The organism is Micromonospora sp. URMC 106 (assembly GCF_051386395.1).
In the GTDB taxonomy this organism is placed as follows: Bacteria; Actinomycetota; Actinomycetes; order Mycobacteriales; family Micromonosporaceae; genus Micromonospora.
This window is the reverse complement of record NZ_JBPQTP010000019.1, coordinates 13150-37954: the sequence shown is the minus strand read 5'-3', so window position 1 is coordinate 37954 and position 24805 is coordinate 13150. Positions and strand designations below refer to the sequence as shown.

The window sequence follows — 24805 nt, the reverse complement described above, 5'->3', positions numbered from 1 at the left end:
CGGCTCAGCCCGCCCGCACCGCGGCGGCGACCCCGGCGGCGATGCGGGCCAGGTCGGCGTCGTCGGTGACGTACGGCGGCATGGTGTAGACCAGGTCGCGGAACGGGCGCAGCCAGACGCCCTCGGCGAGGGCGGCGGCGGTGGCGGCGGGCAGGTCCACCTCGCGGTCGAGCTGCACCACGCCGATCGCGCCGAGCACCCGCACGTCGACCACCCCCGGCGCGCCCCGCAGCGGCTCCAGGCCGGCCCGCAGGCCCGCCTGCACCCGCGACACCCGCCCCGCCCAGTCCCCGGCCCGCAGCAGGCCCAGGGACGCGTTGGCGACCGCGCAGGCCAGCGGGTTGCCCATGAAGGTCGGGCCGTGCGCCAGCACCCCGTCGGCCGAGATGCCCCGGGCGATCTCCGCCGTGCAGAGCGCGGCGGCCAGCGTCAGGTACCCGCCGGTGAGCGCCTTGCCCACGCACATCACGTCGGGCACCACCCCGGCGTGCTCGGCGGCGAACATCGCGCCGGTCCGGCCGAAGCCGGTGGCGATCTCGTCGAAGATCAGCAGCACCCCGTGCGCCCGGGTGACCTCGCGCAGCACCCGCAGGTACTCCGGGTGGTGGAAGCGCATCCCCCCGGCGCCCTGGACGACCGGCTCCACGATCACGGCGGCCAGCTCGTGGGCGTGCCGCTCGACCGCCTCCACGAGGGCCGCGCAGTAGGCCGGGTCGGGCGGGGTGTCGAAGCCGCCCGGCGGGACGGGGGCGAAGACCTGCCGGGGCAGCACGTCGCCCCACAGGTGGTGCATGCCGCCCTCGGGGTCGCAGACGCTCATCGGGTGGAACGTGTCGCCGTGGTAGCCGCCCCGCCAGGTGCCCAGCCGGCGGCGTTCCGGCCGGCCGGTGGCGCGTTGGTACTGCAGGCACATCTTGACGGCCACCTCGACGCTGACCGAGCCGGAGTCGGCCAGGAAGACCCGCTCCAGCCCGTCCGGGGCCAGCTCGACCAGGGTGGCCGCCAGGCGGACCGCCGGCTCGTGGGTGAGCCCGCCGAACATCACGTGGCTCATCCGGCCGAGTTGGTCGGTCACCGCCGCGTCGAGCACCGGGTGCCGGTAGCCGTGGATCGCCGCCCACCACGACGACATCCCGTCGACGACCTCCCGGCCGTCGGCCAGCCGCAGCCGTACGCCCTCGGCGCCCTCCACCACGTAGGGCGGGCTGGCCGGCGGCAGGGCCGCGTACGGGTGCCAGACGTGCCGGCGGTCGGCGGCGAGGATCTCCTCGGGGGTCACGCGTGCTCCTTCGTCATCGCTCCCGGCGGCCCCGCACCTGCGGCCCCCGTGCGGCCCGGTGTGCGGCACGAACGGGGGCGGAAGGCGCGGGATCGCCGGGACGAGGGGTTACCGGGCCTGGGGCAGCAGCGGGGCGGCGGCCGCGGCGCGGGCGACGGCCCGGGGCAGGGCCGGGCCGCGGTAGATGAAGCCGGTGTAGAGCTGGACCAGGGCGGCGCCCGCGTCGAACATCCGGGCGGCGTCGTCGGGGTCGAGGATGCCGCCGACGCCGATGATCGGCAGCCGGCCGCCGGTCTCCCGGTGCACGAAGGCGACCACCTCGCGGGCCCGGTCGGCCAGCGGCCGGCCGGACAGGCCGCCCGTCTCCTTTCCGCGCTCCCGGTCGGCCGGGGCGAGGCCGTCACGCGCCAGGGTGGTGTTGGTGGCGATCACCCCTGCCGCGCCCCGGGCCAGGCAGACCTCCAGCAGCTCGGCGATCGCCGGATCGGCGAGGTCCGGGGCGATCTTCACCAGCACCGGCTTCTCCCCCACCAGCGCGGCGAGGAGGGCGTCCAGGTGAGCCCGGTCCTGCAACGCGCGCAGGCCGGGGGTGTTCGGCGAGGAGACGTTGACCGCGAAGTAGTCGCCGTGCCCGCGCAGCGCCCGGTAGGAGGCGAGGTAGTCCGCCACCGCCTCGTCCAGCGGGGTCACCTTGGACTTGCCCAGCGAGATGCCCAGCGGCACCCCGAGCGGGCGCGGCAGCGCCGCCAGCCGCGCCGCGAGGGCCTCGGCGCCGGCGTTGTTGAAGCCCATCCGGTTGACCACGGCCTCGCTGTCGGGCAGCCGGAACAGCCGGGGCCGCAGGTTACCCGGCTGCGGGTGTGCGGTGACGGTGCCGACCTCGACGAAGCCGAAGCCCAGCGCCGGCCAGGCCGCCAGCGCCGCGCCGTCCTTGTCCATCCCGGCCGCGAGCCCCACCGGGTTGGGGAACTCGACGCCGAAGACCGTGCGCGGCGCCCGGACGGCGTACCGGGCGCGCAGTGCGGCCAGCGCCGCCGGCCGGCGGGAGAGCCCCGCCAGGCGGCGCAGCGTCCACTCGTGCGCCGCCTCCGCGTCCCCCGCCCCGATCCGGAACAGCCGCGGCCGGACCACCTTCTCGAAGATCACCGCGCGCTCCCCCGGGTCGCCGCCGGGTCGCCGGCGCCGGCCGCCCGGGCGGCCGGTCCGGTGACGCCGGCGGTCACTCGGCGGCCCGCAGGGCGGCGTGCAGCTCCTGGAGCGGGCGCACCTGCATGTCACCGCGGATGCGTGCCTCGATGCCCATCACCGCCGCCGCCGCGCCCGGCACCGTGGTGATGCACGGGATGTCCGCCGTGACGGCGGCGCTGCGGATCTCGTAGCCGTCCGAGCGGGCGCTGGCGCCCGAGCCCTGCGGGGTGTTGACGACCAGGGCGACGTCGCCGCCGAGGATCAGCGACACCGCGTCCTCGCCCGCGCCGGACTCGTAGTGCTTGCGGATCTGCTCGCAGGCGATGCCGTGCCGGCGCAGCACCTCGGCGGTGCCGGTGGTGGCGACGATCTCGAAGCCGAGGTCGGCCAGGCGCTTGATCGGGAAGATCATGCCGCGCTTGTCCCGGTTGGCGACCGAGACGAAGATCTTCCCGGCGGTCGGCAGGGAGCCGTACGCGGCCGACTGCGACTTGGCGAAGGCGTGCCCGAAGGCGGTGTCGATGCCCATCACCTCGCCGGTGGACTTCATCTCCGGCCCGAGCAGCGAGTCCACGCCCTTGCCCGTCGGGGTGCGGAACCGCTTGAACGGCAGCACCGCCTCCTTGACCGCGATGGGGGCGCCGGCCGGCAGCGAGCCGCCGTCCCCGGTGGCCGGGAGCAGCCCCTCGGCGCGCAGCTCGGCGATGGTGGCGCCGAGCGCGATCCGGGCCGCCGCCTTCGCCAGCGGCACCGCCGTGGCCTTGGAGACGAACGGGACCGTCCGGGACGCGCGGGGGTTCGCCTCCAGCACGTAGAGCACGTCGTCCTTCAGCGCGTACTGCACGTTGAGCAGGCCGCGCACGCCGATGCCGCGGGCGATCGCCTCGGTGTAGCGGCGGACCTGGGCCACGTGCGAGCCGGCCAGGGTGATCGGCGGCAGCGAGCAGGACGAGTCGCCGGAGTGGATGCCGGCCTCCTCGATGTGCTCCATGACCCCGCCGAGGTAGACCTCGCCGTCGGCGTCGCAGAGCGCGTCCACGTCGATCTCGATGGCGTCGTCGAGGAACCGGTCCACCAGCACCGGGTGGTCCGGGGAGATGTCGGTGGCCCGGCCGATGTAGTCGCGCAGCGTCGCGTCGTCGTAGACGATCTCCATGCCGCGCCCGCCCAGCACGTACGACGGGCGGACCAGCACCGGGTAGCCGATCTCGTCGGCGATCGCCTTCGCCTCGTCGTACGAGGTGGCCATGCCGTGCGCCGGGGCGCGCAGCCCGGCCCGGGCCAGCACCGCCCCGAACGCGCCCCGCTCCTCGGCCAGGTGGATCGACTCCGGGGAGGTGCCGACGACGGGCACGCCCGCGTCCTTGAGCCGCTGCGCCAGGCCCAACGGTGTCTGCCCGCCGAGCTGCACGATCACCCCGACCACGCCCGGCCCGCCGGCCGCCTTGCCGGAGGTGTCCTCGGCGTGCCAGACCTCCAGCACGTCCTCGAAGGTGAGCGGCTCGAAGTAGAGCCGGTCGGCCGTGTCGTAGTCGGTGGAGACCGTCTCCGGGTTGCAGTTGACCATCACGGTCTCGTAGCCGGTCCCCGCCGCGCCGCCCGTGGGCGCGCCGCGCAGCGCCTGGACCGCGTGTACGCAGGAGTAGTCGAACTCGATGCCCTGCCCGATCCGGTTCGGCCCGGAGCCGAGGATCAGCACCTTCGGCCGGTCCGACCCGACGACCTCCGTCTCGGAGTCGTAGGAGGAGTAGTGGTACGGCGTGGTCGCCTCGAACTCGGCGGCGCAGGTGTCCACGGTCTTGTAGACCGGGCGGATGTCCAGGCGGTGCCGCAGCGTGCGGACGCCGTCCTCGGCGGCCAGCTCCGGACGCAGCGCGGCCAGCTGCCGGTCGGACAGGCCGGCCCGCTTGGCCCGGCGCAGCAGGTCGCCGTCGAGCACCGGGGCGTCCACGATCTCCGCGCGCAGCTCGACCAGGGCGGCGATCTGGTCCAGGAACCACGGGTCGATCCCGCCGGAGGCGGCGGTCACCTCGGCGATCGAGGCGCCGAGGCGCAGCGCCCGCTCGACGGTGTAGAGCCGGCCGTCGTGCGGCATCCGCAGCGCGGCGAGGGTGTTCTCCTTCGTCGCGCCGGCCGGGTCGGGCAGCGTCCAGAAGCCGCCCGCCTTGGTCTCCAGCGAGCGCATCGCCTTGTTCAGCGCCTCGGTGAAGTTGCGCCCCAGGCTCATCGCCTCGCCGACGGACTTCATCGTGGTGGTCAGCTCCGGGTCCGCGCCGGGGAACTTCTCGAACGCGAACCGCGGGATCTTCACCACGACGTAGTCGAGGGCCGGCTCGAACGCCGCCGGGGTCTTCAGGGTGATGTCGTTGGGGATCTCGTCCAGGGTGTAGCCGATGGCCAGCTTCGCGGCGATCTTCGCGATCGGGAAGCCGGTGGCCTTGGAGGCCAGCGCCGACGACCGGGACACCCGGGGGTTCATCTCGATCACGACGATCCGGCCGTCGGCCGGGTTGACCGCGAACTGGATGTTGCAGCCGCCGGTGTCCACGCCGACCTCGCGCAGCACCGCGATGCCCAGGTCGCGCAGCCGCTGGTACTCCCGGTCGGTGAGCGTCATGGCCGGGGCGACGGTGACGCTGTCGCCGGTGTGCACGCCCATCGGGTCGAGGTTCTCGATGGAGCAGACCACCACCACGTTGTCGTGCCGGTCGCGCATGAGTTCGAGCTCGTACTCCTTCCAGCCGAGCACGCTCTCCTCGATGAGCACCTCGTGCACCGGGCTGGCGGCCAGCCCGTCGCCGGCGATGCGGGCCAGATCCTCCGGGGTGTGCGCCATGCCGGAGCCGAGGCCGCCCATCGTGAACGACGGCCGGATCACCACCGGCAGGCCCAGCTCGGCGACCGTCGCCTCGACCTCTTCCATCGAGTGGCAGACCCGCGACCGGGGCACCAGGCCCGACGGGTCGGCCAGGCCCAGGCGTACGCCGGCCTTGGCGACGATGTCCTTGAACAGCTGCCGGTCCTCGCCGCGGCGGATCGCCTCGATGTTGGCGCCGATCAGCTCGACGCCGTACTTCTCCAACACGCCGGCCTCGTGCAGGGCGACCGCTGTGTTCAGCGCGGTCTGCCCGCCGAGGGTGGGCAGCACGGCGTCGGGGCGCTCCTTGGCGATGACCAGCTCGACGAACTCCGGGGTGATCGGCTCGACGTAGGTGGCGTCGGCGAACTCCGGGTCCGTCATGATCGTCGCCGGGTTCGAGTTGACCAGGCTGACCCGGATCCCCTCGCTGCGCAGCACCCGGCAGGCCTGGGTGCCGGAGTAGTCGAACTCGCAGGCCTGCCCGATCACGATCGGCCCGGAGCCGATCACCAGGACGTGCTTGAGATCGGTCCGCTTAGGCATTCTTGCGCCCCTCGCTGTGGTTGCGACCCTCGATGAGCTCCGCGAAGCGGTCGAAGAGGTAGTCCGCGTCGTGCGGACCGGCCGCCGCCTCCGGGTGGTACTGGACGGTGAAGGCGGGCACGTCCTTGGCCCGCAGCCCCTCGACCACGTTGTCATTGAGGCAGACGTGCGACACCTGGACGCCGCCGAACTCGGTGTCGATCACCTGGTCGGGTACGACCGCGCCGGGCTCCGCGCCCGGGAACTGCACGGCGAAGCCGTGGTTGTGGCTGGTCACCTCGACCTTGCCGGTGGCCCGGTCGAGCACCGGCTGGTTGATGCCGCGGTGGCCGTAGCCCAGCTTGTAGGTGCCGAAGCCGAGCGCCCGGCCGAGGATCTGGCTGCCGAAGCAGATGCCGAACAGCGGCACCTTCCGGCGCAGCACCTCGCGGGCCAGCGCCACCGGCGCGTCGGCGGTGGCCGGGTCGCCCGGGCCGGGCGAGAGGAAGACCGCGTCCGCGCCGGTGGCGAGCAGGTCGTCGATGGTGGAGCCGGCCGGCAGCACATGGGTGGTGACGCCGCGGGTGGCCAGCCGGCGCGGCACGTTGCGCTTGATGCCCAGGTCCAGCGCGGCGACCGTGAAGCGGTGCTCGCCCTCGGCCGCCACCACGTACGGCTCGGCGGTGGTCACCTCGGCGGAGAGGTCCGCGCCGACCATCTCCGGGGACTGCCGCACCCGGGCCAGCAGCGCCCGGGGGTCCGTCTCGACGCTGGAGATGCCGACCCGCATCGCGCCGCGCTCGCGCAGGTGCCGGGTCAGCGCCCGGGTGTCCACGGCGCTGATGCCGACCACGCCCTCGGCGGTCAGCCGGTCCTCCAGCCCGCCGGTGGCCCGCCAGTTCGAGCCGATCCGGGCCGGGTCGCGGACGACGTAGCCGGCGACCCAGATCCGGCCGGACTCGTCGTCCTCGCCGTTGACGCCGGTGTTGCCGATGTGCGGGGCGGTCTGCACCACCACCTGCCGGTGGTAGGAGGGATCGGTCAGGGTCTCCTGGTAGCCGGTCATGCCGGTGTTGAAGACCGCCTCGCCGAAGGTCTCCCCGACGCTGCCGTACGCCTCGCCGTGGAACGTCCGCCCGTCCTCCAGGACGAGGATCGCGCTTCTGCGCTTGGTCACGCTGCGTCTCCTTCGATCCGGACCGCGGGGCTCCGCTCCGCTGCACTCCTCGCTCGGATCACTTGACTGCCTTTCCGTCCAGGACCGTCGGCTCGCCGCGCAGGAAGGTCGCCACGATGCGACCTGGCAGCGTCATGCGGGCGTACGGGGTGTTGCGACTGCGACTGGCCAGCTCCGCCGGCTCGATGGTGCGGCGGGCGGCCGGGTCGACCAGGGTCAGGTTGGCGGGCACGCCGGGCGCCGGGTCGAGGCCGTGCCCCTCCAGCCCGGCGATCCGGGCCGGGGCGCGCGACATCCGCTCGGCGATCAGGTCCCACTCGGGGCCGAGCACGTCGAGGGCGATGGAGAGCGCCGTCTCCAGGCCGAGCATGCCCGGCCGGGCGTACGCCCACTCGCACTCCTTGTCCTCCACGGCGTGCGGGGCGTGGTCGGTGGCGACGATGTCGATCACGCCCTCGACCAGCGCGGCCCGCAGCGCGGCGATGTCGGTCGCGGTGCGCAGCGGCGGGTTCACCTTGTAGACCGGGTCGTAGGTCTCCGCCCGCTCGTCGGTGAGCAGCAGGTGGTGCGGGGTCACCTCGGCGGTGACCCGGACGCCCCGGGCCTTGGCCTGGCGCAGCACCTCCACGCTGCCGGCGGTGGAGACGTGGCAGACGTGCAGCCGGCTGCCGACGTGCTCGGCCAGCAGCACGTCCCGGGCGATGATCGCCTCCTCGGCGACCGCCGGCCAGCCGGTCAGGCCGAGCCGGGTGGAGACCTCGCCCTCGTGCATCTGCGCGCCCTCGGTCAGCCGGGGCTCCTCGGCGTGCTGGGCGATGATCCCGTCGAACGCCTTCACGTACTCCAGGGCCCGGCGCATCAGCTTCGGGTCGGCGACGCAGTGCCCGTCGTCGGAGAAGATCCGCACCCGGGCCGCCGAGTCGGCCATCGCGCCCAACTCGGCGAGGTGCTGGCCGGCCAGGCCGACGGTGACCGCGCCGATCGGCTGCACGTCGACCAGCCCGGCCTCCCGACCGAGCCGCCAGACCTGCTCGACCACGCCGGCGGTGTCGGCGACCGGTGAGGTGTTGGCCATCGCGCAGACGGCGGTGTAGCCGCCGAGCGCCGCCGCGCGGGACCCGGACTCGACGGTCTCGGCGTCCTCCCGGCCGGGCTCGCGAAGGTGGGTGTGCAGGTCGACCAGGCCGGGCAGCGCGACCAGCCCGGTGCCGTCGATCACGGTGGCGTCCGGCGCGCCCAGCCCGTCGCCCGTCTGCGCGACGACGCCGTCGCGGAGCAGCAGGTCGGTCGGCGCGGCGCCGACGACGCTCACGTTCCTGATCAGGTACGAGGTCACCGGTTGTTCCCTCCGAGCAGCAGGTAGAGGACGGCCATCCGCACGGAGACCCCGTTGGCGACCTGTTCGACGATGGTGGAGCGGGGCGAGTCGGCGACCTCGGGCGTGATCTCCATGCCCCGGTTCATGGGGCCGGGGTGCATGACGATCGCGTGCTCGGGCAGCCGGCGCATGCGCGGGCCGTCCAGGCCGTAGCGGCGGGCGTACTCGCGGGCGGAGGGGAAGTAGGAGTCGTTCATCCGCTCGCGCTGCACCCGCAGCATCATCACCACGTCCGACTGCGCCAGCACCGCGTCGAGGTCGTAGGAGACGTCGGTGCCGGGCGCCAGCGCCTGCGCGATGTGGACGGGGATCAGCGTGGGCGGCCCGACCAGGGTCACCTTGGCGCCGAGGGTCGACAGCAGCAGCACGTTGGAGCGGGCGACCCGGCTGTGCAGCACGTCCCCGACCACCGCGACCGACAGGCCGGCCAGCCGTCCCAGCCGGGAGCGCATCGTGTACGCGTCGAGCAGCGCCTGGGTCGGATGCTCGTGGGTGCCGTCGCCGGCGTTGACCACCGAGCCGTCGACCCAGTCGGCGAGCCGGTGCGGGGCGCCGGAGGCGGGGTGCCGGACGACCACCGCGTCGGCCCCCATCGCCTGGAGGGTCAGCGCGGTGTCCTTGAGGCTCTCGCCCTTGGCCACGCTGGAGCCCTTGGCCGAAAAGTTGATCACGTCCGCGCTGAGCCGCTTCGCCGCCGCCTCGAACGAGATCCGGGTCCGGGTGGAGTCCTCGTAGAAGAGGTTGACCACGGTGCGCCCGCGCAGCGCGGGGAGCTTCTTGACCTCCCGGCCGGCGACGGTGGCCATCTCGGCGGCCGTGTCCAGGATCTGGGTGGCGGTGGCGGCGTCCAGGTCGGCGCCGGAGAGCAGGTGCCGGATCATGAGGGGGTCTCCCCGTACAGCTTGACCTCGTCGGCGCCGTCGGTCTCCGCGAGGGTGACCTTCACGCTCTCCGCGAGGGAGGTCGGGATGTTCTTGCCGACGTAGTCGGCGCGGATCGGCAGCTCGCGGTGCCCGCGGTCGACCAGGACGGCGAGTTGGACGGACGCCGGTCGCCCGACGTCGTTGAGCGCGTCGAGCGCGGCCCGCACCGTGCGGCCGGAGAAGAGCACGTCGTCGACGAGGACGACCCGCTTGCCGTCGATGCCGCCGGGCGGCACCTGGGTCGGCCCGACCGCGCGGGTGGCGTGCCGGCGCAGGTCGTCGCGGTAGAGGGTGATGTCCAGCACGCCGACCGGGACGGTCACGTCCTCGAAGGTGCTGATCCGGGCGGCGAGCCGCCTCGCGAGCGGGGCGCCCCGGGTGGGGATGCCGAGCAGGACGGTGTTCGCGGCGCCCTGGGTCTTCTCCAGGATCTGGTGGGCGATGCGGTCGACCACGCGCTGGACGTCGGCGCTGGCGAGGATCACCTTCACCGAGGGTTGCCGCGTGGGCGGCGACTGGGCAGCCGGTGGGTAGGCCACGGCGGACCTCCTTCCCCGCCTCACGGGACGGGTCGTTAAAGGACGTCGGATGCCGGCGCCGGACCGCGAGCGGCCCGGACCGGGGCTTCACGCCACGTTACCAGTGGTCACCGCGCGGACCGCCGCCGGCCACTGACCCCCTGGTCAGCCCGGCGAAACCGGACAACTTGCCCGACGGTCCCCAACGGTGAGGTCACGACCACTTGACCACGTGTCGCAATCCCCGTACCGTCACGCTCCGTAGCGATCGCTGGGAGAACCCCACAGCAGCACTGGGAGTGTCCGAATGCCCTCTGAATACGCCAAGTCGCTGGGCGCCCGCCTGCGCTCCATCCGCCAGCAGCAGGGCCTGTCCCTGCAGGGCGTGGAGGAGAAGTCGAACGGGCGGTGGAAGGCCGTGGTGGTCGGTTCGTACGAGCGCGGCGACCGCGCCGTCACCGTGTCGCGCCTGGCCGAGCTGGCCGATTTCTACCGCGTTCCCGTCTCGGAGCTGCTGCCCGACGGCAGCGGGGTGCGCCACGAGCCCACCAGCAAGATCGTCCTGGACCTGGAGCGCCTGTACGACGAGGCCTCGGAGGACCTGGCCTACGTCGCCCGCTACGCCCGGGCGATCCAGCAGCAGCGCGGCGACTACAACGGGCGCGTGCTCTCCATCCGGGCCGACGACCTGCGCGCGCTCGCGATCGTCTACGACGCCTCGCCGTCCGGCCTGATCGAGCGGCTCACCGAGCACGGTGTGCTGGTCGCCGACCCGCGGGCGTTCTTCGCCTCCTGACCCCCCGACCCCGAGAAGGGCCCGTGCCGTCCGGCACGGGCCCTTCTGTCGTTCCTGTCACACGGTCAGCCGCCGGTGACGCGCGCCACCTCAGCGGGTGGCGTACTCGGCGATGCGGCCGAGGATGCCGTTGAGGAAGCGCGGCGAGTCGTCGGTCGACATCTGCCGGGCCAGCTCGACGGCCTCGCTGATCGCCACCGCGTCGTCGATCTCGTCGACGTAGAGCAGCTCGTAGACCGCGATGCGGGCCAGGTTGCGGTCGACCGCGGGCATCCGGTCGAGCGTCCAGCCCTCGGCGTAGCTGGCGATCACCTCGTCGATCCGGTCGAGATGGGCCGCCACCCCCTCGACCAGGCTCACCGCGTATCCCAGGTGCTCGGGCCGGGGCTTCTCGATCCGCTCGATGTAGCCGGCGAGCACCTCGACCGGCGGGCGGTCCCGCAGGTCGGCCTCGAAGAGCACGTCCAGCGCCCGCTTGCGCGCCTTGCGGCGCGCCGGCATCTGCTGCTTGGGACCCTCGGCCATCAGGCGCGGCCGAGGTAACGGCCGTCGCGGGTGTCGACCTTGATCTTCTCGCCGGTGGTGATGAAGAGCGGAACCTGCACGGTCGCGCCGGTCTCGACGGTGGCCGGCTTGTTGCCGCCGGTCGACCGGTCGCCCTGCAGACCCGGCTCGGTGTAGGTGACCTCCAGCACGACGCTGGTCGGCAGCTCGATGTAGAGCGGAACGCCCTCGTGGGTGGCCACGGTCGCCTCGGCCTCGGGCAGCAGGTAGTTCGCCGCCTCACCGACGGTGCCGCCCGGGACGGTGATCTGGTCGAACGTCTCCAGGTCCATGAAGACGTAGTCCTCGCCGTCGGCGTAGAGGTACTGCATCGTGCGCTTGTCCACGGTCGCGGTCTCGACCTTGGTGCCCGCGTTGAAGGTCTTGTCGACCACCTTGCCGGACAGCACGTTCTTCAGCGTGGTACGCACGAACGCACCACCCTTACCGGGCTTGACGTGCTGGAACTCGACGACGGCCCAGAGCTCTCCGTCGAGGTTGAGTACCAGGCCGTTCTTCAGGTCGTTGGTGGTGGCCATTTCCTGCCTTGATCATCAATTGGCGGACAGACCTGGCAAGTCTACTAGTTGTGCGGAGCGCCGCTGCCCGCCGCCGCCCGCCGCTGCCCGCCGCCGCCCGCCGCTGCCCGCCGCCCGCCGCTTCCCACCGCGCCGAGGCGCCTGGCCCGCACCCGCCGGTCCCGAGCGTCGGTGGCCCGGGGAGGGGCGGGAGATCGGGGCGCCCGGAGCCGTCAGCCGCTTCGGGCGGCCAGGTGGTGCAGGGCCAGGCGGTAGCTGTCGACACCGAGCCCGCAGATCACGCCGGTCGCCACGGCGGAGACGACCGAGTGGTGCCGGAACTCCTCCCGGGCGTGGATGTTGGAGATGTGCACCTCGACCAGCGGCCCGCGCAGCATCGCGCAGGCGTCGCGGACCGCGTACGAGTAGTGCGACCAGGCGGCCGGGTTGAGCACCACGGCGGCGCCCTCGTCCGCGGCGGCGTGCAGCCAGCCCAACAGCTCGTGCTCGGCGTCGGTCTGCCGGACCGTCACGTCCAGGCCGAGCTGCCGCCCGGTCGTTTCGCAGAGCGCGACCAGGTCCGCGTAGCTGGTCGCCCCGTAGACGTCCGGCTGCCGGGTGCCGAGCCGGCCGAGGTTCGGGCCGTTGAGCACGTAGACCCTCATGCCGCCACCTCGCGGTAGGCCGCCTCCAGCAGCGCGTCCTCCGGGCCCTCCAGGATCGCCGGGCGGGCCAGCCCGTCCAGCACCACGAAGCGCAGCCGGCTGCCCCGGGCCTTCTTGTCCACCCGCATCGTGGCCAGCAGCTGCGGCCAGGCGTCGGCCGGATAGCTGGTGGGCAGGCCCAGCGCCGCCAGCACCGTGCGGTGCCGCTCGGCCGTGGCGGCGTCCAGCCGGCCGGCGAGCCGGGCCAGCTCACCCGCGTAGACCATGCCGACGGCCACCGCGTGCCCGTGCCGCCAGCGGTAGCCCTCCACCTTCTCGATGGCGTGGGCGAGGGTGTGGCCGTAGTTGAGCACCTCGCGCACGCCCGACTCGCGCAGGTCGCCGGAGACCACGTCCGCCTTGACCCGGATCGCCCGCTCGATCAGCTCCCGGGTCACCGCGCCGGTCGGGTCGGTGGCCGCCGCCGGGTCCCGCTCCACCAGGTCGAGGATCGCCGGGTCGGCGATGAACCCGCACTTGACCACCTCGGCCAGGCCGGCGGCGAGGTCGGCCGGGGGCAGGCTGTCCAGGGTCGCCAGGTCGGCGAGGACCCCGACCGGTGGGTGGAACGCGCCCACCAGGTTCTTACCGGCCGCGGTGTTGATCCCGGTCTTGCCGCCCACCGCGGCGTCGACCATGCCCAGCAGCGAGGTCGCCACCGGCACCCACCGCACGCCGCGCAGCCAGGAGGCCGCCACGAAGCCGGCCAGGTCGGTGACCGCGCCGCCACCGACCCCGACCACCGCGTCGGTACGGGTGAAGCCGGCCTCGCCCAGCCGGTCCCAGCAGGCCGCGGCGACGTCGATGTGCTTGCCCGCCTCCGCGTCCGGCACCTCGATCGGCAGCGGGGCGACGCCGGCCGCGCGCAGCCGATCGCCGGTCGCGTCGGCCAGCCCCTTGAGCGGGGGTGTGTGCAGCACCGCCACCCGGGTCGCGTCCGGCAACAGCTCGGGCAGCGCGTCGAGCAGGTCGCGTCCCACCAGCACGTCGTACGGGCGCTCGCCGCCGACCGGGATCCGGGTCACCTCGTCCATCGCCGGCAGCCTAGTCCAGCCACCCGGTCCCGGACCGGGACTGTCCACGTGGTGGCCACCCGTCGCGCCGTGGCCGCCGTCGCCGGGCGGTCGCACCGGCGGCGTCTGGTCACCCGGGCGTCCGCCCGGCCCAGCCGGCCAGCCGACGGGCGTGCTCCGCCACCGCGGCGCGCAGCGCGTCCGGGCTGAGCACCGTGAACGGCCAGCCCAGCCCGGCGAGGAGCTGGGCCATGCCGTCCAGGTTCTCCGCGCGGGCGCGCAGCAGCACCCCGCCGGAGCTCCCGGTCAGCTCGGCCACGCTCGGCGGGACCCGGCGACGGGCGCTGGCCAGGTCGGTCTCCAGCAGCACCTCGACGTCGTGGGCGTACGGCACGCCGGCCAGCGAGCGGGTCACCTGGGCCACCGGGTCGAACCCGTCGGGCACGGCGAAGGTCTCCTCCCCCGTCTCGACCCCGCCGATCCGGTCCAGCCGGAACGTGCGCACCTCCCCGCGCAGGTGGTCGTGCCCGGTGACGTACCACCGGCCGGCGTGGAAGACCAGGCCGTACGGGTCGAGCTGCCGCCGGGTGGCCGCGCCGGACCACGACTTGTAGTCGAGCCGGACCCGGCGCCGGTGCCGTGCGGCCGCCCCGAGCGTGAGCAGCGTCCCGGACGCCGGGCGGGCCTCGGCCGCCGAGCGGCGCAGCGTGAAGCCGAGGTGCTCCTGCACGGCGGCGAGCCGGTCGCCCAGCGCGGGCGGGAGCACCCGGCGGATCTTGGCCAGCGCGGTGGCGGTCGCCGGTTCCTCGGTGCCCAGCCCGAGCCGCTCGGCCGCGACCAGCCCGAGCAGCACGGCCACCGCCTCGTCGTCGGTGAGCATCAGCGGCGGCAGCTTGTAGCCGGGGCGCAGCCGGTAGCCGCCGTGGCGGCCCCGCTCGGCGGCCACGGGGATGCCCAGGTCGGCCAGGGTCGCGGCGTAGCGGCGCACCGTGCGCTCGTCGACCCCCAGGCGCCGGGCCAGCTCCGCCCCGGTCAGCCGGTGGTGGCTCTGGAGCAGTTCGAGCATCCCGAGCACCCGGGCGGCGGGATGTGACACGGGCCACTCCTAAAAACCGGGCGGAAAGCGTCCGGATTTCATCGTACGGTATCCCCGGAAGACGACAGAGGGAGATCGAAATGGCGACGTTCGTGCTGGTTCCCGGGTTCTGGCTGGGTGGTTGGGCGTGGCGGGAGGTGATCGCGGCACTGCGCGAGCAGGGCCACGAGGTCTACCCGGTGACGCTGACCGGGGTGGCCGAGCGCGCCCACCTGGCCGGCCCGGAGGTGGGCCTGGAGACGCACACCACCGACATCGTCCGGCTGATCGAGGTGGAGGACCTGACCGACGTGGTGCTGGTGGGGCACTCCGGGGGCGGCCTGCCGGTGACCCAGGCGGCGGACCGCGTCCCGGACCGGATCGCCCGGGTGGTCTACGTGGAGAGCGGGCCGATGCCGGACGGGATGTCGCAGTTCGACAGCAACCCGCCGGAGGAGCAGGAGCGGCTGCGCGCCCAGATCGGTGACGGGCACCTGCTGCCCCCGCCCGCCTGGGACCCGGCCGAGGACCCGGAGAACCTGGCCGGCCTGGATGCCGCCGCGCTCGCGCTGCTGCGGCGGCGCGCCACGCCCCATCCGCTGCGCGCCGCCACCGACCCGGTGCGCCGCACCGGCGGTCGCGCGGTGCCGACCGCGCTGGTGGCCAGCACCTTCCCCCTCGAGGTGGTCGAGGGCATGATCGCGCAGGGACACCCGTTCTTCGCCGGGCTCGCCGGCGGCCAGTTGCACGCGCTGCCCACGGGGCACTGGCCGATGCTCAGCGAGCCGAAGGGCCTGGCCGACGTCCTCGACCGCATCGCGGGGAGCTGACCGGCGCGGTCGGCCAGCCGCTCGGGGCGGCGCACGAGCTGACTGGCGACGCCCCTGCCCGCCCGGCGGGCAGGGGCGGGGTCGGCCGCGCGGCCCGCGCGGCGAGGTCGGAACGGGCCCGCGCTCAGCGCTTCAGCAGCGCGGCGACCTCGGCGGCGATGTCCTCCGGGGCCCGTCCGTCGGTGACCACCGTCGCGGTGGCCACCTCGGCGTAGAGCGGGCGGCGCTGGTCCAGCAGGTGCTTCAGCGTGGCCCGCGGGTTGATCGCCAGCAGCGGACGGCCCGCGCCCAGCCCGACCCGCTTCACGGCGTCCGGCAGTTCCACGGACAGGTGCACCACGGGATGTCCGACCAGGGCGGCGCGGTTCTCCTCGGCGAGGACCGCGCCGCCGCCGAGGGCGAGCACCCCGTCGCAGGAGGCCAGCGCCGCCGCCACCGCGGCCCGTTCGAGGGTACGGAAGTGCGCCTCGCCCTCGTCGATGAAGATCTCCGGGATCGGCTTGCCGGCCATCCGTGCGATGTCCACGTCGGTGTCGCGGAACTCGACCCCGAGCAGCCCCGCGAGCGTCTGCCCGACCGTGGTCTTGCCGGAGCCCGGCGCCCCGACCAGTACGCAGACCGGCGCCATCAGCGGCACCGCCCGCCGCCCGCGCGACCGGCCGACCCGCCGGCGCTCACCGGATCACCAGCGCGTCGAGGTAGCCGGCCAGGTTGCGGCGGATCTCGGCGACCGAGTCGCCGCCGAACTTCTCGGTGGCCGCCTCCGCCAGCACCAGCGCGACCATGGCCTCGGCGACGACCGCCGCGGCGGGCACCGCGCAGACGTCGGAGCGCTGGTTGATCGCGGTGGCCGGCTCGCCGGTGGTCACGTCCACCGTCGCGAGGGCCCGGTTCAGCGACGAGATCGGCTTCATCGCGGCCTTCACCCGCAGCGGCTCGCCGGTGGTGATGCCGCCCTCCAGCCCGCCGGCCCGGTCGGTGACCCGACGCACGCCGGTGGCGGTGGGCATGATCTCGTCGTGCGCCTCGGAGCCCCGCGAGCGCGCCTGCTGCCAGCCGTCCCCGATCTCGACGCCCTTGATCGCCTGGATCGACATCAGCGCGGTGGCGAGCCGGGCGTCGAGCTTGCGGTCCCACTGCACGTGGCTGCCCAGGCCCGGCGGCACCCCGTACGCCAGCACCTCGACCACGCCGCCCAGGGTGTCGGCGGCCTTCTTCGCGGCGTCGACCTCGGCGACCATCCGGGCGCTGGCCTCGGGGTCGAGGCAGCGCAGCGGGTCGGCGTCGATACGCGCGGCGTCGGCGGGCGTCGGGCGCAGCCCGGGCTTGACGGCCACCGGGCCCAGCTCGACCACGTGGGAGACGATCTCGATGCCGAGGGCCTGCCGGACGAGCGCCTTGGCGACCGTGCCCACGGCGACGCGGGCGGCGGTCTCCCGGGCGCTGGCCCGCTCCAGGATCGGCCGGGCGTCGGTGTGGCCGTACTTCTGCATGCCGGCCAGGTCGGCGTGGCCCGGCCGGGGCCGGGTGAGCGGCGCGTTGCGGGCCTGCCCGGCCAGTTCCTCCGGGTCGACCGGGTCGGCGGCCATCACGGTGCGCCACTTCGGCCACTCGGAGTTGCCGACCCGGATCGCGACCGGGCTGCCGAGGGTCAACCCGTGCCGGAGCCCGCCGATGATCTCGACCTCGTCCTGCTCGAACGCCATCCGGGCGCCCCGGCCGTAGCCGAGCCGGCGACGGGCCAGCTCGGCCGCGATCTCCCCGGTGGTCACCTCGATGCCGGCGGGCACGCCCTCCAGCATCGCGACGAGGGCGGGACCGTGCGATTCCCCTGCAGTCAACCAGCGCAACACAGCGGTCAGTCTGTCACGCCCGGTGGCCGCCGCCGTGCGGTGCCCGCCGCGTCCCGCCCTGCGGACGCCGCCGTCCGCCGACCGGCCGGCACGCCGGACCCGGCGAGGCGCGCCGGGGCCGGACCCTGCCGTTCGTGTCGGCGCAGGGCACCTCGTTCGCGGCGGCACGCCGGACCCGCACGCTCAGATGCCCCGGCCGCGCTTGTGCAGGGTGCGCAGCACCGCGTCGGCGCGGACCACCCGCCCGGCCACCGCGAGGGCGAGGTAGGCCCTCGGCTCGCGCGGGTTGCGCCGGATGGTGTGCCGCGCCCAGCGCATCGCGCCCCGCCGGTCGCCGGAGGCGGCCCGGGCGAAGGCGATCTGCCCGGTGACCCGGGCCTCGCCGGCCGGCTGGGTGGCGAACTCGGGGTAGCGCTCCAGCAGCCACTGCAGCGCCTCGGAGATGGTGTCCCAGCGCTGCGCGAAGTAGGACCGCTTGTGCCAGCGCACCAGCGCGTACGGGGTGCGCAGGTTGACCAGCGGCGCGCTGCGGGCGGCCCGGAGCAGGAACTCGTAGTCCTCCGCGTAGCTGCCGGGGATCTCCTCGTCGACCAGCCCGAACCCGTCGCGCAGCGCGGCGGCGCGGATCAGGAACGTCGACGGGTGCAGCTCGGTCATCCGGTCGCGCAGCAGGTCGGCCAGGGTGACCGAGTCCTTCGGCAGCACCCGGTCGACGGTGTGCCCGTCGTAGCTCACCCGGATGCCGCAGCAGACGAACTCCGCGTCGGGCGCGGCGGCGAGCGCCTCGACCTGGGCGCGCAGCTTGCCGGGCAGCCACTCGTCGTCGTCGTCGCAGAACGCGACCAGCTCTCCGGTGGCCGCCAGGATGCCCGAGTTGCGGGCGCCGGCCAGGCCGGGAGTGCGGGTGTTGCGGATGACGCGCACCGGCCGGTCCGGGCGGGACAGCTCGGCCAGCGAGTCGTCCGGCTCGGACCGGTCGTGGACGACCACCACCTCGACCGGGCCGGGGTGGTCCTGGTCGAGGACGGCCCGCACGGCGGCCCGGAGCAGCTCCGGACGGTCCCGGGTCGGCACCACCACGCTGACGCTCGGGTGCTCGCTCATCGCCGCTCTCCGTTCCGGCCCGACCGCGCCCACGGCCGCCACCTCGTCCGCTGCCGCCGCCCGGTCGACGCGGCCACCAGTTCCTCCACGATCCGTCCCACCTGCTCCACCGCGACCCGGCGCGCGTCGGAGGCCCGCTGGTCGGCCGCGACGGCGAACCGGGACGGGTCGGCCAGCCCCGCGTCAAGCGCCGCGAACAGCTCCTCCCGGGTCTCGGCCAGCGCCACCATGCCCGCCGCGCCCAGCCGGCGGGCGAAGAGCTGCTGGTGGTCGTCGACGTGCTCGCCCCGGGCCGGATCGCGGGGCACCACGATCGGCAGGCGACCGTGCCGGCGGGCCTCCAGGATGGTGGCCGGCCCCCCGTGGCAGACCACCAGGTCGGCCTCGGCCATCGCGGCCTGGAGCTGGTCGTGGCCGAGGAACGCCACCGCCCCGGGCACGCCGGGCGCCGGGGTGTGCCCGTGCTGGAGGGTCAGGCCGACCTCGTCGGCGACGCCTTGATGCCACTGCCCCAGCCAGCCGACCAGCCGGGCGAACGGGTGCTTGTCGGTGCCGACGGCGACCAGCAGGCGGGCCCGGTCGGCCTCGCCGGGGTCGCGGGGCCGGGGCACCCGGTTGGCCTGCGACGGCCGGGGACGGCCGGAGGCGACCGGGTGCGCGGGGGCGGTTCCGGTGCTCTCGGCGGTCACAGCAGGGTCCCCACGACCGTGGCCTCCGGGTACTGGCGGCGCTGCTCCTCCCACTGCACGAGCATCGCGGACAGGAACGGGCGGCAGAGTCGGGCGGTCAGGGTCGGGGTGTCGATGCGGTCGTACACCTCGATGTAGACGGTGGGGATGCGCCGCAGCCGGGCCAGCACCACGAACGGTACGGCGACCCCCGCGCCGGTGGTCACCACAGCGGCGACCTCCCGCGACCGCAGCACCCGCCAGGCGAGGACGGCGTTGCGCAGCAGGTTCGGCACGTTGCGGGTGGTCGGGTGGTGCGCCGGGACCAGTTCCTCGCCGGCGAGCAGCGACACCGCCTCGGGCGTGTCGAAGGTGACCCAGCAGCGGCGCCAGCGTTCGTACCACGGCCGCAGGGCGAGCAGTTGGGCCAGGTGGCCGCCGCTGGAGCCCACCAGGAGCAGGACCCCGGGCCCGCCGGCATCCTCGATCGTCGTTGCCACGCGACTCCCCCACACGTTCGCTTGGAGTTCCGGTCGCCGCCACGCGACAGCAGATCACAGTCCATCGGCCGGTGAAATAGGACGACCGGGCGACAGTCGATCTCCACGGGTGGCGGAGCAGGTGCGCCGCGCCGCCCGCCAGCCATCGACGGTCGTCACGACCTGGAGTTTTGCCGTCACCGTCCGCAGCGGACGGCCGCGTGCCGTCCCGCCGGATCGGGTGGATCAGCCGCTATGTCGTTTCTCGACGACGTCCAACAGGGCGGGATGCAGCGCGGCGTTCCAGCCCGCGCCGGCCGCGGCGAGCCGCCACGTGCGCAGCCACATCTCCAGCAGGTAGCCGTCGGCCACCAGCCGCCGCGCCGGCGGATCGAGCCCCAGCCCGGCGCCGTGCCGGTCGAGGTGGGCGTCGACGGCCCGGGCCGCCGCGGCGGCCAGCTCGCCCCGCAGCACCAGGGCGCGCTGGAACGCGTCGTGCGCCAGGTCGAAGCCGAGCGGCACGTCCGGCCCGCTGTGCTCCCAGTCCCAGGCGACCAGCCGACCGGCGTGCACGCCGAGGTTCCACGGCACCCAGTCGCCGTGCCAGTGCCCGAACTCGACGGTCGTGTCGCCGTGGCGACGGGCCAGCGCGGCCACGGCGGCGACGGCCCGGGCCCCGTCGGGCGTGGCGGCGGCGGCTCGCTCGGCCTGGGCGGCGAGCCGGGCCAGGAAGGCCGAACCGGCCAGCGGTCGCGGCGGCGCCGGCGCGCGGCCCCGGCGGGCCACCGCGAGCAGCGCCGCCAGTCGCGGCGCGTCGTCGGCGGGCACTCCCCGTACGGCCGGCGGCAGCGGCTCGACCAGGGCGATCACCTGCCCGGCGGCGGTCACCTCGGCCAGCAGCCGGGGCGCCGCCGGGTGGTCGGGGGTGCCGGTGACCGCGGGCAGGTCGCGCAGGGCCGCCGCCTCGGTGGTCACCAGGGCTCGGGTGGCGTCGTTCCAGCCGATCTTGGCGTAGCCGAGGGGCCGGCCGGCCGGGTCGAACAGTTGCAGGGTGGGCTTGTGGTTCGGGTCCGGCGGGCGCACCCCGCAGGCGGCGTACACCGACGGCCCGCCCAGCGCGCCGGCCAGCCGCCGCGCCAGCAGCACCTCGTCGGCGGCGAGCCCGTCGGGCAGCGACACGGTGAGCCGCGGGAACGGGGCCAGGTCGACGGCGCCGACCCGGGCGAGCGCGCCGAGCCCGGCCCGCACCGCCCGGACCCTGGGCGGGCGCAGCGCGTTGTACGCCAGCAGCGAGGCGGCCGTGGCCCGGGGCGCGCCGAGCGGCAGCAGGAACCGGGCCCGGCCGACCGACGGGACGACCGCGTAGCGGGCGACGGCGCGGTGGCCGGGCGGCGGGGGGCCACCCACGGTCAGGGCGATCCGCTCGTCGCCGAACACCGCCCGGGTGACCCAGCCCAACCCGTCCGTACGCGACCGGGGATCGGCCGGCGCCGCGACCCGCGCCGTCACGCGGCCCGGTCCGGCCAGTCGAGGTCCAGCCCCAGCCGCTGCCGCAACGCGTCGTTGTACGGGCGGTAGTACTCGGTCAGCTCGGCGCGCACGGCCGGCTCCAGCGGCGCCGAGCGGCGGTCGTTGTAGACCTTGAAGTCGGGCAGGTCGTGCGGGGGGAGGCCGAGGAAGTCCAGCGTCCGACGGTAGGTGGACCGGGCGTCGCGGTAGAGGTCCTCGCTGGGCAGGAAGAGGATCTGCTCCCGGTCGAACCGCTCCAGCCACGGCTCCAGGTGCTCCAGGTAGCGGCCCCGGGCGCGGTAGGTGTACCAGTCGTAGGGCTCGCTGAAGTACTCCGGCTCCGCGATCAGCCGTTCCCGCTCCCCGGCCGTGCGCTCGTCCTCGGCGGCGAGCGCGGCGGCGAAGTCGAGCGGCTCGATGCCGTGCGTGCGCCGCTCCTTCCAGTGCGAGTACGCCCGCTCCACCGGGTCACGCAGCAGCACGATCAGCCGCACCGACGGCATGAGCGCGGCGACCCGCTGCGCGGCGAGGGGGTGGAACATGTACAGCGGCGCCGCCTCGCCGGCCCGGACCGGCCCGCCGTGCCGCCTCTCCAGCGCCTCGCGCTGCCCCTGGGTCGGGAAGTGCGACCGGTACCACGCCTCGCCGCGCCGCCAGTGCTCCTCGAAGTAGTGCGCGGACTTGGTGTTCCACGCCGGGAAGAGCCGGGGCACCAGCGGGTGCTGGATGAGGTAGTTCCACAGCGACGTCGTGCCGCCCCGCTTGGTGCCGATGATGAGGAAGTCCGGCAGCGGCCGCCGGTCGCTGGTGCGCACCCCGTAGTCGACGAGGGACTCCTTCACCCGGTTCGTCACCTGGGTCGGGACGAGCTGCTTCACCCGGTCACGGATGGACGGCACGACGGCCTCACCTGCCCTTCGACTCCGCCGGGGCGGGCCCGGCGGCGGCCGGGGCCACCTCCCGCCGCCCACGGATCTGCACCATGGTCACCCGGATGCCGTGCCGCACCCGGGGCAACGTCAACAAGCCGACGCAGCCGGCGGTCAGCACGCCCACCGCCACCACCAGCCCGCCGATCCCCCGCCCGCCGGCCAGCACCCCGACCGCCGCCGCGACCCCGACCCCGACGACGGTGGCCGCACCGGCCCGCAGCATCGCCGCGTCGACCAGCGGCTGGCCGACCACGACGCGGGCGCAGCCGGCCGCGGTGAGGTTCTCGGTGGCGATGCCGAACGCCCACGCCAGGGCCGCCCCGGTCGCGCCGTGTTGCGGGATCAGCCACAGGCCGAGGGAGACCGTGACCAGCAGCCCGGCCAGCGTGGCGGCCAGGTGCAGGCCGCTGCGGCCACCCATGAGCAGCAGGCTCTGCACGTTGCCGACCCCGGTGTTGACCAGCATGGCCAGCGCGAGCACGGTCATCGCGGTGGCGCCGGCGGTGAACTCCGGCCCGAAGAGCTGGAGGAAGGCCGGGCCGAAGACGGCGAGCAGCAGGTAGACCGGCCAGGACAGCACCAGCCCCCAGGTGGTCAGCTGCCGGTGCACGGCGGCCGCCGCGCCCCGTTCGCCCCGCCCGAGCAGCCGCGACAGCTGCGGCGACACCGCCACCCGCAGCCCCTGCATGGCCAGTTGGCCGGCGAGGACGTAGCGGCCGACGGCGCCGAAGACGCCCGCGTCGGCCGGCCCGGCCAACACCGAGGTGAGCAGCACGCCCACCCACATGTTGCCGGCGTCGATCGCCGCGGAGGCGGCCCGGGGCAGGGCGAAGCGCCAGAAGGCCGACCAGTCGGCCCGTTCCGGCCGCAGCGCCGCGCCCCGGCCGACGCCGAGCGGGCCCACGACCAGCGTCAGGCAGGCGAGCAGGGCGAGCGCCGCCGGGACCAGCCAGCCGGTCATGCCGGCGAGCAGACCCCCGCCGGTGAGCACGGCCGCGCCGACCAGCGCCGGCCGCGCCACCGGCAGCAGGAAGAACTGCACCCCGACGTACGCCCGGATGGGTCGTACGCAGCGCAGCGCCGCGAGCAGCAGCGTCATCGCCACCACCACCGGCACCGCGGCGAAGCTGGCCGTCAGCAGGGCCGCGCCGCCGGCGCCGGAGTCGTCGAGCAGGCGCGGGGCGAGCGCGTCCGCGGCGAGCGCCCCGGCCACGGCGACGACGACCGCGGCCAGCAGCGGCGGCAGCAGGGCCACCGGCAGCACCCGGGCGGCGTCGCCCCCGGCTCCGCGGCGGCGGCGGGGCAGCGCCCACATCAGACCGGTCTCGGCGCCGAGGGTGCAGACCGCGGTGGCGACGGTGACCACCCCGATCGCGGCGAAGAACGCGCCGGAGCCGACCGTGCCGTAGCCGCGGGTGATGACGACCGCGAGCAGGAACCCGAAGAGGCCGCTGGTGGCCGCGCCGATCAGCCCGGCGACCCCGCTGCGGGCGCTGCGCCGGGTCTCGGCCGCGTCGTCGACCGGTCCGTCGCCGTCCCCGGCCGGGTCGGCGACGCCGGTCGGGGGTCGGGTGGCGGCGGTCATGCCGGCGCCGCTTCCGCGGCGACCGGGCGGGGGCGGCGGAAGCGGACCGCCGTCTCCCGCTCGGTGAGCGCCATCGAGAAGGCGACCGCGAAGAAGGCGACCGCGAGGTTCTGGTTCGCCATGCCGTAGAAGGGGATCTGCACCAGGCAGATCACCGGCACGACCGACAGCCACTGCCCGGCGGCCGAGGTGGCCCGGGCGCAGATCAGCGCGGCGGCGAGAAACCAGGCGAGGAAGCACAGCAGGGCGGGGACGCCGTGGCTGAACAGCACCATCCACAGCTGCCCCTGGGTGCCGATGGGCGCCTGGGCCGTGACCGTGTCCACGTTGACGGGCGCGCCGTAGCCGAGCCAGGGCGACTCCTTCACCCGGCGGATCACCTCGACGTAGAGGGAGAGCCGGTCGGTGTTCGTGTCGCTGGCCTCGACGCGGTTGCCGATCAGCTCGGCGATCGGGATGAACAGGGTGGCGATTCCGCCGATGACCACCACGCCGACGATCGACGCGGCCACCCGGACGTTGCCGCGCAGGGCGGCCCGGACGCCGAGCACCGCGAGCCCGGCGCCGATGCTGAGGAACATCGCCCGGTTCAGCGTGAGGAAGGCCGGAACCAGCGACAGCGGCAGCGACGCCAGCAGCGCCCAGCGCAGCGCGCCGCGCCGGCGCAGCATGGTGAAGGCCACCACGCAGGGCAGGGTCATCGCGTACGCGCTGCCGTAGTTGTTCGTGTACGCGAACGGCGCGGCCGGCCGGTAGATCGGGTTGAGCGACCGCTCGCTGTACTCGGCGGTGCTCAGGTGGACCATGTCGTGGATGAACGGGGTGCGGGCCACCCCGCCCGGCAGCAGCACCTCCACCGGGGTGGTCAGCGCGAACCGGGGCGCCAGTACGCCCAGCCAGCCCAGCGCGACCAGCGCGAACCAGAACGCGCAGAGCGGCACGAGGACCGCGACCAGATCGGCGCGTTCGCGGGCGACCGCGTAGACGTAGACGCCGACCACGAGCGCGGTGAGGTAGAAGGCGAGCCGCAAAGCGAAGGTCAGCACCGAGGCCGGCGACTGGAGCTGGGTGGCGCTGACCACCACGACGGCCAGGAACAGCAGCCAGATCCCGGCGGCCGGGGGCAGCGGCACCCGCCCCCGGATGACCAGCAGCGCGAACAGCAGCGCGCCGAGCAACGGCCAGCCGAGGTAGAACGCTCCGGTCAGCCACCACACGGGCACCAGGCCGAACATCGCGGCCAGCGGCCAGAGCGGCAGCCGGGGCGGTGTCGGCGGCCGTGGCAGCGGGGCGGCGGCGTTCGGGCGCCCGGCGGGCTCGCTCGTGGCCGGCGCGCGGGTGACGGGCACGC

23 protein-coding genes are annotated in these 24805 nt (G+C 74.8%); 2 read left to right on the top strand and 21 right to left on the bottom strand.

The window, feature by feature from the left end; translation table 11 throughout:
• Window positions 1-4: 4 nt before the first annotated feature.
• The 7 genes from ACSNOB_RS09260 to pyrR all read right to left on the bottom strand — a co-directional run bounded on the left by ACSNOB_RS09260 (window position 5) and on the right by pyrR (window position 9866).
• The gene (locus ACSNOB_RS09260) at window positions 5-1279 is read right to left on the bottom strand and encodes an adenosylmethionine--8-amino-7-oxononanoate transaminase (RefSeq protein WP_436686154.1); all 1275 of its coding nucleotides are present in this window, start codon (window positions 1277-1279) and stop codon (window positions 5-7) included.
• Window positions 1280-1387: 108 nt separating this feature from the next.
• Complete coding sequence (locus tag ACSNOB_RS09255) at window positions 1388-2425, bottom strand: quinone-dependent dihydroorotate dehydrogenase (protein ID WP_436686153.1); 1038 nt, start codon at window positions 2423-2425, stop codon at window positions 1388-1390.
• A 73-nt stretch (window positions 2426-2498) separates the two neighbouring features.
• Complete coding sequence (carB, locus tag ACSNOB_RS09250; RefSeq protein WP_436686152.1) at window positions 2499-5870, bottom strand: carbamoyl-phosphate synthase large subunit; 3372 nt, start codon at window positions 5868-5870, stop codon at window positions 2499-2501.
• Entirely contained in the window at window positions 5863-7026 is a 1164-nt protein-coding gene (gene carA / locus ACSNOB_RS09245; protein WP_436686151.1) for a glutamine-hydrolyzing carbamoyl-phosphate synthase small subunit, read from the bottom strand. Before carA ends, carB begins: the two co-directional genes overlap by 8 nt.
• A 58-nt stretch (window positions 7027-7084) precedes the next feature.
• Window positions 7085-8362: a dihydroorotase gene (locus tag ACSNOB_RS09240; protein WP_436686150.1), complete on the bottom strand. Its 1278-nt coding sequence runs from the start codon at window positions 8360-8362 to the stop codon at window positions 7085-7087.
• A complete protein-coding gene (locus ACSNOB_RS09235; RefSeq protein ID WP_436686148.1) occupies window positions 8359-9285 on the bottom strand; it encodes an aspartate carbamoyltransferase catalytic subunit in 927 nt (308 codons plus the stop codon). Before ACSNOB_RS09235 ends, ACSNOB_RS09240 begins: the two co-directional genes overlap by 4 nt.
• Window positions 9282-9866 (bottom strand): bifunctional pyr operon transcriptional regulator/uracil phosphoribosyltransferase PyrR, encoded by a 585-nt coding sequence (gene pyrR, locus ACSNOB_RS09230; RefSeq protein ID WP_436686147.1) that lies wholly within the window; start codon window positions 9864-9866, stop codon window positions 9282-9284. The genes ACSNOB_RS09235 and pyrR overlap by 4 nt, the downstream gene beginning before the upstream one ends.
• 286 nt (window positions 9867-10152) lie before the next feature.
• On the opposite strand from pyrR, the gene bldD reads away from it, so the two are divergent.
• A complete protein-coding gene (gene bldD / locus ACSNOB_RS09225; RefSeq protein ID WP_013285505.1) occupies window positions 10153-10641 on the top strand; it encodes a transcriptional regulator BldD in 489 nt (162 codons plus the stop codon).
• Between the two features lie 90 nt (window positions 10642-10731).
• On the opposite strand, the gene nusB is transcribed toward bldD, so the two are convergent.
• The 5 genes from nusB to ACSNOB_RS09200 all read right to left on the bottom strand — a co-directional run bounded on the left by nusB (window position 10732) and on the right by ACSNOB_RS09200 (window position 14515).
• A complete protein-coding gene (nusB, locus tag ACSNOB_RS09220; protein WP_172896683.1) occupies window positions 10732-11142 on the bottom strand; it encodes a transcription antitermination factor NusB in 411 nt (136 codons plus the stop codon).
• A 23-nt stretch (window positions 11143-11165) separates the two neighbouring features.
• Window positions 11166-11723, bottom strand: coding sequence for an elongation factor P (gene efp / locus ACSNOB_RS09215; protein WP_091095583.1), 558 nt, complete (start codon window positions 11721-11723; stop codon window positions 11166-11168).
• Window positions 11724-11935: 212 nt separating this feature from the next.
• Entirely contained in the window at window positions 11936-12367 is a 432-nt protein-coding gene (gene aroQ, locus ACSNOB_RS09210) for a type II 3-dehydroquinate dehydratase (protein WP_436686146.1), read from the bottom strand.
• Window positions 12364-13440, bottom strand: a complete 1077-nt coding sequence (aroB, locus tag ACSNOB_RS09205; protein ID WP_436686145.1) for a 3-dehydroquinate synthase — start codon at window positions 13438-13440, stop codon at window positions 12364-12366. Before aroB ends, aroQ begins: the two co-directional genes overlap by 4 nt.
• 109 nt (window positions 13441-13549) lie before the next feature.
• Window positions 13550-14515 carry a helix-turn-helix transcriptional regulator gene (locus ACSNOB_RS09200; RefSeq protein WP_436686144.1) on the bottom strand — a complete coding sequence of 322 codons (966 nt, stop codon included), beginning with the start codon at window positions 14513-14515 and terminating at the stop codon, window positions 13550-13552.
• Between the two features lie 80 nt (window positions 14516-14595).
• Here ACSNOB_RS09200 and ACSNOB_RS09195 point away from each other — a divergent pair, with 80 nt between their 5' ends.
• Entirely contained in the window at window positions 14596-15324 is a 729-nt protein-coding gene (locus ACSNOB_RS09195) for an alpha/beta fold hydrolase (protein WP_436686143.1), read from the top strand.
• 124 nt (window positions 15325-15448) lie between these two features.
• Here ACSNOB_RS09195 and ACSNOB_RS09190 read toward each other — a convergent pair whose 3' ends face one another.
• From ACSNOB_RS09190 to ACSNOB_RS09150, 9 genes are all read right to left on the bottom strand, one after another.
• A complete protein-coding gene (locus ACSNOB_RS09190) occupies window positions 15449-15952 on the bottom strand; it encodes a shikimate kinase (RefSeq protein ID WP_436686142.1) in 504 nt (167 codons plus the stop codon).
• A gap of 46 nt (window positions 15953-15998) precedes the next feature.
• Window positions 15999-17177 carry a chorismate synthase gene (gene aroC, locus ACSNOB_RS09185; RefSeq protein WP_436686141.1) on the bottom strand — a complete coding sequence of 393 codons (1179 nt, stop codon included), beginning with the start codon at window positions 17175-17177 and terminating at the stop codon, window positions 15999-16001.
• Between the two features lie 183 nt (window positions 17178-17360).
• Window positions 17361-18281, bottom strand: coding sequence for a glycosyltransferase family 2 protein (locus tag ACSNOB_RS09180; protein ID WP_436686140.1), 921 nt, complete (start codon window positions 18279-18281; stop codon window positions 17361-17363).
• A complete protein-coding gene (locus tag ACSNOB_RS09175; RefSeq protein WP_436686197.1) occupies window positions 18278-18892 on the bottom strand; it encodes a glycosyltransferase in 615 nt (204 codons plus the stop codon). Before ACSNOB_RS09175 ends, ACSNOB_RS09180 begins: the two co-directional genes overlap by 4 nt.
• Before the next feature lie 74 nt (window positions 18893-18966).
• The gene (locus ACSNOB_RS09170; protein WP_436686139.1) at window positions 18967-19449 is read right to left on the bottom strand and encodes a UDP-N-acetylglucosamine--LPS N-acetylglucosamine transferase; all 483 of its coding nucleotides are present in this window, start codon (window positions 19447-19449) and stop codon (window positions 18967-18969) included.
• 225 nt (window positions 19450-19674) lie between these two features.
• Entirely contained in the window at window positions 19675-20937 is a 1263-nt protein-coding gene (locus ACSNOB_RS09165; protein ID WP_436686137.1) for a hypothetical protein, read from the bottom strand.
• Window positions 20934-21836: a sulfotransferase domain-containing protein gene (locus ACSNOB_RS09160; protein ID WP_436686136.1), complete on the bottom strand. Its 903-nt coding sequence runs from the start codon at window positions 21834-21836 to the stop codon at window positions 20934-20936. Before ACSNOB_RS09160 ends, ACSNOB_RS09165 begins: the two co-directional genes overlap by 4 nt.
• A gap of 7 nt (window positions 21837-21843) precedes the next feature.
• Window positions 21844-23454, bottom strand: coding sequence for a lipopolysaccharide biosynthesis protein (locus tag ACSNOB_RS09155; RefSeq protein WP_436686135.1), 1611 nt, complete (start codon window positions 23452-23454; stop codon window positions 21844-21846).
• Window positions 23451-24803, bottom strand: a complete 1353-nt coding sequence (locus ACSNOB_RS09150; RefSeq protein ID WP_436686134.1) for an O-antigen ligase family protein — start codon at window positions 24801-24803, stop codon at window positions 23451-23453. Before ACSNOB_RS09150 ends, ACSNOB_RS09155 begins: the two co-directional genes overlap by 4 nt.
• Between the last annotated feature and the right edge of the window lie 2 nt (window positions 24804-24805).